Below are 13,505 nucleotides of genomic sequence, written 5' to 3'. Positions count from 1 at the left end.
ATTTCAGGTAGAAACTACCCAAAATGATTTTCTTCAACTAAACACAAACGGGCTTTAAGCGTCGTTATTCAATTTTTTGGTAAAATAGAATCCGGCAAAAAGACCAATTCCTGCCATTAAAAAGATAGTTCCGGGATAGGCAACATCTTCATCCACTCCCAAATTGTAATGCATGATTGCTGCAATAAAGATCCCTATACCTATACCCATAAGCAATAAAGCAAGATTGATAACAATGACCTTCCACATAGGTGTCACTCTTTTATCCCTGCCATAAAATATAGAAGCATCTGCTCCTTTTTCAATTAAGGCCAACCGTTCTTTATTCCTTGCCGAAATAAATAAATAAAAGATTCCGAAGATAACTCCGAACATAATTGGTATAATAATTAACTCTGATCCCATAATTTTAATTTTTTAGATTGATTTTACTGTTCGTTTGCTATTAAGACGTAGCTATCTTCAGATCGGTTACAAGTTTATTTAGATTATTTTGGGGATATTTATGTAACCAATCTATTTTTTAATACGTCTTACTATAGAATGAACCGGAACACTGACCAATATTACATCGATAAAACGGTGCAGGGCGATACAAGAGCCTATGGTGTGTTAGTGGAGCGATATCAGGATTTTGTATTCACTATTGTATACAGAATGGTCAAGGTCAGGGAGGAAGCAGAAGAGGTATCTCAGGATACATTTATAAAGGCTTTCGAGTCTTTATCCACTTTTCGTGGAGATTCTAAATTTTCGAGCTGGTTGTACAGTATCGCATACAGAAAAGCTTTGGACCGCATTAGAAAGAACAGTAAGTATCAAATTTCAGAATTAATTGAAGAAATAACAGAAAGCAATTTTGAATCTATTGAAAATGCTTTGCAATATTTACAGGATGAAGAACGAAAAAAAATAATACAGGAAGCCATATTGAAATTAGCTGAGGCAGAAGCGGCCATTATAACCCTATATTATTTTGAAGAGCAATCTATAAAGGAAATAGCTTCTATAACGGAGCTTTCAGAAGACAATATTAAAATAAAATTATACCGAAGCAGAAAAAAATTGTTTATTTTACTAAAACATTTTGTGCTGCCTGAAATATCAAACAGTAATGGAAAAGCCATATAAAGATTTCGAAGCGTTCACTCAAAAAATGATCAAAGAAGCCGGAGTATCAAAACCTTCGGTAGACTTTTCAGATAGAGTGATGGAAGCTATAGCTGCCAAGACAGTACCTTCAAAAGTGTACAGGCCCTTAATTACAAGAAGAGCATGGAATATTCTGGCAATAACGGCAATTATTAGTTTCGTTGGAATTTACTTCTTACCAATAGTTAATAATCCTTTTTTTGAAAATTTAGGAATCTCTCAAAAAATGAATTTCAATTTTTCTTTTCCTGAACTCAAAGCATCCAAAACCTTTACCTATGCGTTAGGTTTTTTAGCATTGTTTTTGGTACAAATCCCTTTTCTGAAACATTATGTTTTAAAGCGATATAAATAACTTATTTCCTTCTCATGAAAATAGCTACGATTGCAGAAGTAGTAATTCCACCAATCAAGGCACCTAAGACAGACTGTAGTATATAACTATTGATGTTGAAATAGTTGTTGGCTGCTTCGATCGTCATTAATTTATTGGTAACGGAATAATCAATTACATTTTTAAAATATTCCGGCGTGATGTAATTGTGGGTAATGTATTGAGCCAAAGGGGAGAGTAAAGCAACAAAAACACTCATAAGCAAACCACTCAAAAATGCCTGTTTCCAGGTAATTTTTTTATTATAGAAACGCCTTCTTTTTTCTCTAATTTCCAAGACATACATAAAAATAGCAAAGGGTATAAAGAGGAGTGTAAGCCAGTAATGATCTGCTATATCTTCATCATGCCAACCCAGAGTTTTTTCAAGTAACATCCATGCCAGCGTCATAATAGTAAATACAACAGCCCATTTTAATTCAATCTTAATATGCTTCATTTTTAGAAGGTATCAATAGCTTTATTCGAAGATACTAAAAATAAAAAACCTCGAAAACAATTAAGTTTCGAGGTTTTATTTTGAAAGATATTTAAAATTCTATTCGTCAATAAGTACCCATTCGCCCTTGTCCAATAAAGGAATTGCCTGTTTGAATTTTAGGGTTTTATTTTCACCGCTCATCACATGTTTAATGGTAACTCTTTCATTACGTCCTATTTTAGGTCTTTCACGGACAATAGTTTCGGTAACTTGTTGACGTTGGGTATTCCCTGCAGCACGAGATTGTGCAGCACGTTCATCCATATTTGGAATCTCATCCTTTTGTTCGTTTAGTTTTTCATTGGGCTTTACCTGACGAGCTTCTTGTATCTGTTGTTGATTTTCCTGTGGAAGTTCTCCTTTGAACAAGAAAGAAATAACATCCTTATTTACTTTTTCGATCATCTCTTTAAACAATTCAAAAGCTTCAAACTTGTAGATAAGTAATGGATCTTTTTGTTCGTGAACTGCCAGCTGTACAGATTGTTTTAACTCATCCATTTTTCTAAGATGTGTTTTCCACGCATCGTCTATTATGGCAAGGCTAATGTTCTTCTCAAAATCCTGCACCAACTGTTTTCCTTCTGTTTCATAAGCTTTTTCAAGATCGGTAGCAACATTAAGTGTTTTAATACCATCTGTGAATGGCACCAAAATACGCTTATACTTATCTTTTTGTGTTTCGTACACATTTTTAATTACAGGGAAAGCAGTTTCGGCACTACGGATCATTTTTTCCTGATAGTGACTATATGCAGATTTATAAACTTTTCCGGCAATTTCCTGAACATCCATTTTTTCAAATTCCTCACTGGAAACAGGAGAACTCATAGAAAAATAACGAATCAATTCAAATTCAAAATTCTTGTAATCCTGTGCTGCCTTATTACCATCAGTAATTACTTCAGCAGTATCATAGATCATATTTGCAATATCCACGCGTAAACGTTCTCCAAAAAGCGCATGGTAACGACGTTTGTATACTACTTCACGCTGTGCATTCATTACATCGTCATATTCTAGTAATCGCTTACGAATTCCAAAGTTATTCTCTTCTACTTTTTTCTGTGCACGTTCAATAGATTTTGAAATCATAGAATGCTGAATCACTTCGCCTTCCTTCAAGCCCATACGGTCCATCATTTTGGCGATACGTTCACTTCCGAAGAGGCGCATCAAATTATCTTCTAACGAAACATAGAACTGTGAACTTCCAGGGTCTCCCTGACGACCGCTACGACCTCGTAACTGTCTATCCACACGACGCGAATCATGGCGCTCTGTACCTACAATTGCTAAACCTCCTGCTGTCTTTACCTCGTCACTTAGCTTAATGTCCGTACCACGTCCTGCCATATTGGTTGCAATGGTTACCATTCCACTTTTTCCGGCTTCGGCAACGATATCTGCCTCTTTTTTATGCATTTTAGCATTCAGAACATTGTGTTGAATATTTCGAATACTCAACATACGGCTTAGCAATTCACTAATTTCTACAGAAGTAGTACCAATCAATACAGGGCGTCCTGCATTTGAAAGTTCGGTTACTTCATCAATAACTGCATTGTATTTTTCCCGTTTTGTTTTGTAAATTTTATCATCCCGGTCATGACGCGCAATGGGTCGATTGGTAGGAATCTCTACTACATCCAATTTATAGATTTCCCAAAGCTCGCCTGCTTCGGTTACAGCAGTACCTGTCATTCCCGAAAGCTTGCGATACATTCTAAAATAGTTTTGAAGCGTAATAGTAGCGAAGGTTTGAGTTGCAGCTTCTATCTTTACATTTTCTTTGGCCTCGATCGCCTGGTGTAAGCCATCACTATAACGACGTCCATCCATGATACGACCTGTTGACTCATCTACGATCATTACTTTGTTTTCCATTACCACATACTGGGTATCTTTTTCAAACAAGGTATATGCTTTAAGTAACTGGTTAAGTGTATGTATACGTTCGCTTTTTACACCAAAATCCCTGAAGAGCTCTTCTTTTTCTTCGGCTTCTTCTTCTGGAGTTAATCCTTTTTCTTCAATTTTTGCGATCTCTACACCAATCTCGGGCATCACAAAGAAATCCGGATTATCCGCGCCTGAAAGAAAGTCCACTCCTTTATCTGTTAACTCGATCTGATTGTTTTTTTCTTCAATCACAAAATACAGTTCGGCATCTACCTTTGGCATTTCACGATTGTTATCCTGCATATAAAAGTTTTCTGTTTTTTGAAGAACTTGTCTTACTCCTTCTTCTGATAAAAACTTGATTAATGCTTTATTTTTTGGTAAACCACGATAGACACGCAACAACTGGAAACCACCCTCTTTGGTATCCCCTTCTTTAATAAGTTTTTTTGCTTCGGCCAGAACACCGGTTAAATATTTTCTTTGGACCTCAACAATATCCTGGATTTTAGGCTTCAATTCGTTGAACTCGTGGCGATCTCCTTGTGGTACCGGTCCAGAAATGATCAAAGGCGTACGTGCATCATCGATCAATACCGAATCCACCTCATCTACAATAGCATAGTGATGTGGGCGCTGTACCAGATCTGTTGGAGCATGCGACATATTATCGCGCAGGTAGTCAAAACCAAATTCGTTATTGGTTCCATAGGTAATATCTGAATTGTATGCTTGTCTACGTTCTTCGGAGTTTGGCCGGTGATTGTCAATACAATCAACACTCATTCCGTGAAATTCAAAAATAGGAGCCATCCATGCACTATCCCGTTTTGCCAAATAGTCGTTTACAGTTACTAAGTGAACACCGTTTCCGGCCAATGCGTTTAGATACATAGGTAGTGTAGCGACTAGAGTCTTACCTTCTCCTGTTTGCATTTCCGCTACTTTTCCCTGATGAAGTGCAACTCCACCAATCAATTGTACATCGTAATGTACCATATCCCACGTGATCTCTTTACCAGCTGCATCCCAGGAGTTTTGCCAAATGGCTTTTTCACCATCCAGAGTAACATACTCTTTTTTTCCTGAAAGTTCGCGATCAAATGGGGATGCGGTAACGGTAAGGATTTCATTATCTTTAAAACGTTTTGCAGTTTCTTTAACTACAGCAAATGCTTCGGGAAGGATTTCGTCAAGCGTTCGTTTTTCTACTTCGTAGCGATCATTTTTTAAGGCGTCAATTTGATTGTAGATATCTTCTTTCTGGTCGATATCTTCCATCGTTTCAGCATCTTTTCCCAGTTGGTCGATCTGCTCCTGTATTTCTTTTTGGTCTTCTTTTATTTTTGACCGGAAGGCATCAGACTTGGCCCGAAGTTCGTCTAAGGATAGTTTTTCCAGTGCTGCTTCATATTTTTTAACTTCATCAACAAAGGGTTGAATATCACCGATATCTTTTTTGGATTTATCTCCTACAAAAACTTTTAAAACATTATCTAATAATCCCATGATCTATTGTTGTAAGTATTGCTTAAAGTACAAAGGTGTAACACCTATTTTTTACCATACAAAAAAACTGTAAAAAAACCACTTTGCCAAAAGGATCTTGAGTTTTTAAGGGCTTGCTTTTTAAGCAAAAAAAAAGCCTCATAATGAGACTTTTATATATTGTTATTTATCATTTTAATATTCATCTTCATTCCACAAATAATCTTCATCTGTGGGATAGTCCGGCCAAATTTCTTCAATAGAATCGTATGAGTCTCCTTCATCTTCAATAGCCTGAAGATTTTCAACTACTTCCAGAGGAGCTCCGGTTCTAATTGCATAATCAATTAGTTCATCCTTTGTTGCCGGCCAGGGCGCATCACTTAAATAGGATGCTAATTCTAATGTCCAGTACATAACACTTAGGGTATTAATTTTGTGCAAAAATAATTTTTTAGATTAAAAAGTCAAGGAAAATCGTAATTATTTCTGCAATATTTTTAAGAACGTATGTAAAATACTGAAATACAATACTTTAAAATTTAATTTTCTGAAGAGATTATAATTTTTCAGGAATCCATTTAATTTCTTCAGCTTTTAAGTCATAAGTCAATTTCCGTGCCAGTACAAAGAGATAGTCAGAAAGTCTATTTAAATACATTAAAACATGTTCATCAATAGGTTCTTGTTCATGTAAAAGAGTTGATAAACGCTCGGCACGGCGGCAAACACAGCGGGCTATGTGACAATATGACACCGTTGTGTGCCCTCCGGGAAGAACAAAGTGTGTCATAGGAGGCAGTACTTCGTTCATGAGATCCATTTCGGTTTCTAAACGGGTGATATCAGCTTCAGAAATTTTAGGAATATTTAATCGTTCTTTTCCGCTTTTAAGAATAGTTTTTTCAGGATCTGTAGCTAGAATAGCTCCTAAAGTGAATAATCTGTCCTGTACACGGATAAGAGTATCTTTATAATGTGCACTAATTTCCTGATCGCGGATTAGACCCAGATAAGAATTGAGTTCGTCTACAGTACCATAACTTTCAATACGAATATGATGTTTAGGTACTCTTGTGCCTCCAAAGAGTGCCGTAGTACCTTTATCACCAGTTTTAGTGTAAATTTTCATTTTCTGCTTCTTTCTTTTTTTGGTAGTAATTGCTGCGAAAACTTCGAGACCTTCTTTTGCGTTGAGTCTTTGTATTATGCCTATTCCAAAAATATAACAAAAGCAATAACAAAATTACTCCAACTACCAGAATAACCGGGTTTGAAAAATCTAAGAAATCCATATTCAAAGATACTTATTTTAGGCGAGTATCACTCTCCACCATTCCGTCACGTAGCCTTATCACTCTATGAGCATGTTGCGCAACTTCTTCTTCGTGGGTAACAATAATAACAGTATTTCCGGCAGCATGGATATCATCAAAGAGGTTCATAATTTCCAGAGAGGTCTTAGAGTCAAGGTTCCCGGTTGGCTCATCTGCCAAAATAATAGAAGGTTTATTGACCAGAGCCCTTCCAACAGCAACTCGCTGTCGTTGCCCACCGGAAAGTTGATTGGGTTTATGATCCATGCGGTCAGACAATCCTACATCGTTTAACACTTCTTCTGCACGTTTTATACGTTGGGATTTTGAAGCACCTGCATAGATCATAGGCAGGGCAACGTTCTCTAATGCTGTGGTACGCGGTAAGAGGTTAAATGTTTGAAATACAAAACCAATTTCTTTATTTCGTATTTCAGCAAGCTCGTCATCGCTCATATTACTTACATCACTTCCGTTTAATTCGTACGTTCCTGCTGTTGGAGTATCCAGACATCCCAAGAGGTTCATTAAAGTAGATTTTCCGGATCCGGAAGGTCCCATTAAAGCAACATATTCACCTCGTTCTATGTCCAGGTCAATACCTTTTAAAACTTTAACTACTTCTTGTCCTAAAGGGAAATCTCTAATAATATTTCTAATTTTTATGACTAAACTCATAGTTGGAACGGTCGGTTTTAAATCTTTTGCAAGATACTATTTTTACCATAAGACGCAGGCGGAGCTACGATGTTACATACGAATGGTAAAATGTTCTTTTTGTTGTTCTTTTCTGAAAAATACAAGCCCCCAATAAAAAGAATCAATGCTAACAGTTACTTTAGGATGCCGAATAATTTCCTGCCAGGCTTCGGTCATTTTTTGATTCCAATAAATATCGTCGAATATGAATACAGAATCATTTGTCACATTTTTCAGCAAAGTCTTAAAGTACTGAAGTGTACTTTCTTTATTGTGATGTCCATCTATATAGACCAGATCATAATTTTCTGAAGGGTTTTCAGAAAAATAATTTTCAAAAGTAGTAGTATATTGTTGAATGTTCTTTAATTGAAAAAGATCAAAATGATGCTTTGCAACCTCTGCAGTATTTGGGCAGCCTTCTACTGTTGTAATTTTTACAGAAGTATTTCCTGAAGATAGCGCCACTGTAGCTAAGCCTAGTGAAGTTCCTAATTCCAATACTTTTTGAGCATTTAGATATTTGGTCAATCTAAATAGTAGCTGCTGCCTTTTTGGAGAGATTCCGGCGTTCTTCACAATAGCAGTAACTTTTCTTTTATTGGATTTAAAAACCCGTGAACCTTGCCCGAAGTTGGTTACCTCAATACGTTTGGAAGAGAGAAGAAGCTCTTTTCTGAAATCTTTTAGTATGGTGTACTCATGGTAATTTGTTTTATCGTAGAAACACCGGGTAACCAAATTGTATACAAAAGGAGAATGCACTCCATGCTGATTGGTAGATTTTTTAAGGAAATTGAGGTATGATCTTACTTGATAAATCATGCCTCCAGTTTTGCAGAAAGCTCAAACCATCTTTCGGTTTTACTCTCTATAGTATCAATCAATTCCTGTAACTTTCGGGATTGTTTATCGATCTCTTCTCCGTTCCAGTCTTCGGTTGCAAATTTATTTTGAAGGACTTCTCTTTCAGATTCCAGTTTGACTATTTCTTTTTCTAATTTTTGATATTCTTTTTGCTCATTGTAACTAAGTTTGGCTTTATCGTTAGTGGTCTTCCAGCTATTTTTGGTTTTGGTTTCAGAAGAATCTTCAGATCGCTTTTCAGCAAGATTACTACCTTCATAAGCTCTGAAATCGGAATAATTTCCCGGAAAATCCTGAACATTTCCGGCTCCTTGAAATACAAATAAATGATCCACAATTTTATCCATAAAATAACGGTCATGAGAAACTACTATCAGACAACCGGGAAAATCTAATAAGAAGTTTTCCAATACATTTAATGTGACAATATCGAGGTCGTTAGTTGGCTCATCAAGAATTAAAAAGTTAGGATTTTTAATAAGTACAGTACACAAATACAGACGTTTTCGTTCTCCACCACTTAATTTTTCTACAAAATCGTATTGCTTTTTCCGATCAAATAAAAAGCGTTCCAACAATTGTTGCGCAGAGATTTGCCTTCCTTTTTTCAAAGGGATATAATCTCCAAATTCCCGTACGACATCAATTACCTTCTGGCCTTCTTTTATATGAATTCCTTTTTGAGTATAGTATCCAAACTTTACAGTATCTCCAATAACTACTTTTCCGGAATTGGGCCGTATATCTCCGGTAATGATATTTAATAGAGTAGATTTTCCCGTTCCATTCTTGCCTATAATTCCTACTCGTTCTCCCCGTAAGAAATTATAATCAAACTTGTTAAGCAGTTGTTTTCCATCAAACGATATTGAAATGGTATGTAGTTCTACCACTTTAGTACCTAAACGTTCCATATTTAGCTCCAGTTGGACTTCATGGTCATTTCGTCTTTGGTGTGCTCTCGATTTTATTTCATGAAAATCATCGATCCTGGATTTACTTTTAGTAGTTCTTGCTTTGGGTTGACGACGCATCCATTCCAGCTCTTTTTTATAGAGTTGTTTTGCCTTAGCAGTTTCGGAAGCTTGGTTTTCAATTCTTGCATCCCTTTTTTCCAGATAATAGGTGTAGTTGCCTTTATAGCTGTATAAATTTCCTTCGTCCAGTTCTACAATTTCATTACATACCCGTTCCAGAAAATAGCGGTCATGAGTTACCATGAACAGCGTTATGTTTTCTTTGGCAAAGAGATTTTCCAGCCACTCGATCATCTCCAGATCCAAATGGTTGGTAGGTTCATCCATAACGAGTAGATCTGGCTGGGTAAGAAGCGCATTGGCAAGTGCCAACCGTTTTTTTTGTCCTCCACTTAGGTTTGAAACTTTTTGAGAAAGATCTTCCAGTTTCAGTTTAAATAGGATTTGTTTGTAGCGAGTTTCAAAATCCCATGCATTGTGAGCGTCCATTTTGTCGAATGCTACCTGGTATACCTCAGAATCATTAGGGTTCTCTATTACCTTTTCATAATCTGAAATGATTTTAAGAATTGGATTGTCTGAAGCAAAAATAGTTTCTTCTATCGTGAGAGAATCATTAAGACCGGGTTCTTGAGAGAGGAAGGAAACCTTTAAATTTTTGCGATATACAACTTCACCATCATCTGGAGTATCATCACCGGAAAGAATATTGAGCAAGGATGTTTTTCCGGTTCCGTTTTTAGCGACAAAACCTATCTTTTGCCCGGAATTAATTCCAAAGGAAATGTTTTGGAATAAAACACGTTCTCCATATGATTTTGAAATGTTTTCGACAGACAGATAGTTCACACTTACTTTTTTTGCAAAATAAAGAGATTTTAACCACTTAGAGTAAAATATGTTTTATTATTAATTTGGTTACGTTATATTTGTTCAATAACAACCCTGCCTTTTATGAGATCTACTTTACTGATACTCTTTTTAATCATTACAGTTTGTTTTTCTTCATGTATTTCGACAGAGCAACTTACGTATTTGCAGGAAGATCCTGCCAAAGTGGACAGTATCATCCCAATAAAGAAAATGCAGGAACCTTACAGGTTACAGGTAAATGACCTGCTTAGCATTCGAGTAAAAGCACTGGATCAGGAAACAGTGGGGATATTTAACCCTATTAATGATGCTAATCCAAATGCTACGGGTGAAGAAAAACTGTATTATGATGGTTTTGTAGTGGATCCGCACGGAAATATTCGTATTCCCAGCTTAGGTGAAATAGCTGTATTGGGGCTTACTGTGGAAGAAGTGCGGCAGGACATAGAGAAAAGATTGTTAAAAGATTATTTTAAAGCGGAAGCAAACATATTTGTTACTGTAAAACTGGCAGGGATACGGTATACAATTAATGGTGAAATTGGCTCTCCAGGCTCCCAGATCATATATAGGGATCAGGTAAGTATTATGGAGGCAATTGCCAATAGTGGTGATATTAGAATTACAGGAGATCGTAAGAATGTGGTGATAATCAGACAATATCCTTTAGGACAAAAAGTACATCATATTGATCTAACTACTATTGATGCCATGAATTCTCCTTATTACTATGTGCAGCCCAATGATTTGATCTTAATAAACCCATTACCTCAAAAGTCTATTGGTGCCGGAACCACAGGATTACAATCATTTACAACCATATTGACTGTAATAACTGCTTTGACCACTACAATACTATTATTTATTCGATTATAGATGAATGAAGAATTTGAAATAAATGAAGTCCACTCCACCTTTGATTTTAAGGGGTTTTTGTTTAAACTGCTAAGTTATTGGCCTTTGTTTGTTATTTCTTTGGGAATTACCTTTGGGATCGCCTATTATAAAAATGTACGTAAACTGCCTGTTTACAGGATGGAAAATATGATCTCCGTAAAGGACGATCAAAACCCTTTTTTTACTACTAATACCAGTCTTACCTTTAATTGGGGTGGTACTACAGACAAAGTGAATACAGCCATTATTACACTCAGGTCGCGGTCTCATAATGAGCAAGTGGTAGAACGATTACAGTACTATCTGGACTACAAGACAGATGGTGAATACCAAAAAGTCGATGCCTATGGCTATACACCATTTTTTGTCGAAGTAGATACTTCCAAAGCTCAAATTTTAGGGAAAGAATTTCGTGTTGTCTTCAAGGATTCGGTTACTTTTTCACTTAGTACGTCTTTTACCGGAGGAAATGTGAGTCTTCAAAATTTTTCCACAAAGGAACGAAACAAGCTTTTTATAGAAGAACAGGAATTTGAAAGAGAGTACAAGTTCGGAGATAAAATTACACACCCTTTTTTTAGTGCCACATTTGCTCCCAATCCGGATCTGAAAATAGTTCCGGGTAAGGTCTATTATATCAATTTTATAAACTTTGACAATAGTGTAAAACGCTTTCTAAATATCAACGTTCAACCGGAATCTAAAGGTTCTTCGGTACTTAGGCTTGTATTAATTGGTAGTAATAAAGCAAAATTGGTAGACTATCTTAATACCTCTGTTAATGTATTAAGCGATAATGCATTGGAACGAAAAAATTTATTTGCGACCAAGACCATACGATTTATAGATAGTAGCCTTACAGTAAAATCGAAAGAGCTTATAGATGTTGAAAACGAACTCAATAATTTTAAAAACGAAAATTCCATTTTTGACCTGAATGTAGAAGGAAAAGAGATCAACGACAAGCTCAATGGATTGGATCTACGTAAAGAAGGAGTCAATAGAGAGGTCAATTATTATAATATTCTGGAAGATTATCTGGTAAGTAGGTCAGATTATAGGGAAGTTCCGGCTCCTTCTGTAGCAGGAATTTCAGAGAGTAGTATTGTTTCCGGGGTTGGACGTATTGTTGCACTGGCCGAACAACGTAATAAATTACAATATTCCTATAAAGAAGGAGCACCAGTTTTTGCAGATATTGACCGTCAAATTGATGCTGTAAAAAGGGTATTACTTGAAAATATTGATTCTTCAAAAAAATTGAAACAACAAGAACTGATATCTATCAATAGAGATATTGGAAGATATGAAGGAGAGATACGAAAACTTCCAAAAGAACAGCAAGAGCTTTTAAAAATCGAAAGGAGATACAGGCTTAGTGATGCAAGTTATAATTTGTTTTTGGCAAAACGCAGTGAAGCCGGCTTGGTAAAAGCAGCTAACGTAAGTGATGTATTGGTGATAGATTCTGCTAAAGATACAGGAGGAGGAAGAGTTGGTCCAAACACACAGCTAAATTATTTACTGGCAGGATTCTTTGGATTTATCATTCCTTTTATCATTACTTTTCTTGGTGTATTTTTTGATACTAAAATACATAGTATTAAGGATATTGAAAGACTTTCAAAGATTCCTATTCTTGGGGTAGTGGGTAAAAGTCGTCTTAATAATAACCTTGCGGTACTTGACAAACCTAAATCTGCCATTGCTGAATCTTTTAGGGCATTGCGCTCCAGTTTACAGTTCATTTACAAAAAACAAGGAATATCCGGTGCTAAAACAGTACTTGTAACTTCTTCAGTTAGTGGCGAAGGGAAAACCTTTTGTTCTATTAATATTGCTTCAGTTTTTGCACTAAGCGAAAAGAAAACGATACTGGTTGGGCTGGACCTTAGAAAGCCTAAGATATTTGGAGATTTTAATATTGATAATACCAGAGGGGTTGTCAATTACCTGATTGACGATTCTTCTCTGAAAGACATCATTCAAAAAACCCAGATTGAAGATCTTGATATTATTACTTCCGGGCCTATTCCACCAAATCCTTCAGAATTATTGATGAGCGAACGCATGGAAGGGCTCATCGAAAAATTGAAAAAAGAGTATGAATATATTATTCTTGACTCGCCACCTTTAGGATTGGTTTCAGACTCTTTAGAGCTATCAAAATTTGCTGATGCCACCATTTATATGGTACGTCAAAACTATACAAAAAGGGGCATGTTTGCATTTATTAATGAGAAATATAAAACAGGCGAGGTTTCAAATATTAGTTTTGTCCTTAACTTCTTTGAAGATAAAGCAAAATATGGTTATGGATATGGCTACGGGTATGGTTACGGCTACGGTAACTATGGAAATGGTTATCATGAAGATGATAGAAAACCGACATTAATGAAAAAACTCAAAAGTCTTTTTAAGAAAAAGAAAAGGTAGGGTCGCTATTTTTTGAAAGAACG

At 36.1% G+C, this 13,505-nt stretch carries 12 protein-coding genes; 4 read left to right on the top strand and 8 right to left on the bottom strand.

All coding sequences use genetic code 11. The features are described 5' to 3' along the window. Nucleotides 1-54: 54 nt before the first annotated feature. Nucleotides 55-405, bottom strand: coding sequence for a DUF6249 domain-containing protein (locus ACY2RT_RS03740; protein WP_490154533.1), 351 nt, complete (start codon nt 403-405; stop codon nt 55-57). A gap of 138 nt (nt 406-543) precedes the next feature. Here ACY2RT_RS03740 and ACY2RT_RS03735 point away from each other — a divergent pair, with 138 nt between their 5' ends. Beyond that, a complete protein-coding gene (locus ACY2RT_RS03735; protein WP_490154532.1) occupies nt 544-1,131 on the top strand; it encodes an RNA polymerase sigma factor in 588 nt (195 codons plus the stop codon). Continuing rightward, the gene (locus tag ACY2RT_RS03730; protein WP_490154531.1) at nt 1,115-1,507 is read left to right on the top strand and encodes a hypothetical protein; all 393 of its coding nucleotides are present in this window, start codon (nt 1,115-1,117) and stop codon (nt 1,505-1,507) included. Before ACY2RT_RS03735 ends, ACY2RT_RS03730 begins: the two co-directional genes overlap by 17 nt. Before the next feature lies 1 nt (nt 1,508). Here ACY2RT_RS03730 and ACY2RT_RS03725 read toward each other — a convergent pair whose 3' ends face one another. From ACY2RT_RS03725 to ACY2RT_RS03695, 7 genes are all read right to left on the bottom strand, one after another. Continuing rightward, a complete protein-coding gene (locus ACY2RT_RS03725; protein WP_490154530.1) occupies nt 1,509-1,985 on the bottom strand; it encodes a DUF4199 domain-containing protein in 477 nt (158 codons plus the stop codon). Nucleotides 1,986-2,084: 99 nt separating this feature from the next. After that, complete coding sequence (secA, locus tag ACY2RT_RS03720) at nt 2,085-5,438, bottom strand: preprotein translocase subunit SecA (RefSeq protein WP_490154529.1); 3,354 nt, start codon at nt 5,436-5,438, stop codon at nt 2,085-2,087. A gap of 174 nt (nt 5,439-5,612) precedes the next feature. Next, on the bottom strand, nt 5,613-5,834 hold the full coding sequence (locus ACY2RT_RS03715; RefSeq protein WP_008272287.1) for a DUF2795 domain-containing protein: 222 nt from the start codon (nt 5,832-5,834) through the stop codon (nt 5,613-5,615). A 142-nt stretch (nt 5,835-5,976) separates the two neighbouring features. After that, nucleotides 5,977-6,549, bottom strand: a complete 573-nt coding sequence (locus ACY2RT_RS03710; RefSeq protein WP_490154528.1) for a cob(I)yrinic acid a,c-diamide adenosyltransferase — start codon at nt 6,547-6,549, stop codon at nt 5,977-5,979. A 175-nt stretch (nt 6,550-6,724) separates the two neighbouring features. After that, a complete protein-coding gene (locus tag ACY2RT_RS03705; RefSeq protein WP_490154527.1) occupies nt 6,725-7,411 on the bottom strand; it encodes an ABC transporter ATP-binding protein in 687 nt (228 codons plus the stop codon). 72 nt (nt 7,412-7,483) lie between these two features. Further along, entirely contained in the window at nt 7,484-8,257 is a 774-nt protein-coding gene (locus ACY2RT_RS03700) for an O-methyltransferase (protein WP_490154526.1), read from the bottom strand. After that, entirely contained in the window at nt 8,254-10,125 is a 1,872-nt protein-coding gene (locus ACY2RT_RS03695) for an ABC-F family ATP-binding cassette domain-containing protein (RefSeq protein ID WP_490154525.1), read from the bottom strand. The genes ACY2RT_RS03700 and ACY2RT_RS03695 overlap by 4 nt, the downstream gene beginning before the upstream one ends. Nucleotides 10,126-10,230: 105 nt before the next feature. On the opposite strand from ACY2RT_RS03695, the gene ACY2RT_RS03690 reads away from it, so the two are divergent. Both ACY2RT_RS03690 and ACY2RT_RS03685 read left to right on the top strand, forming a co-directional pair. Further along, nucleotides 10,231-11,025, top strand: a complete 795-nt coding sequence (locus tag ACY2RT_RS03690) for a polysaccharide biosynthesis/export family protein (protein WP_490154524.1) — start codon at nt 10,231-10,233, stop codon at nt 11,023-11,025. Then, nucleotides 11,026-13,482, top strand: a complete 2,457-nt coding sequence (locus tag ACY2RT_RS03685; RefSeq protein WP_490154523.1) for a polysaccharide biosynthesis tyrosine autokinase — start codon at nt 11,026-11,028, stop codon at nt 13,480-13,482. Nucleotides 13,483-13,505: the final 23 nt, after the last annotated feature.

This window comes from Ulvibacter sp. 2210JD10-4, from assembly GCF_058148525.1.
This window is presented reverse-complemented; position numbering and strand designations above follow the sequence as displayed.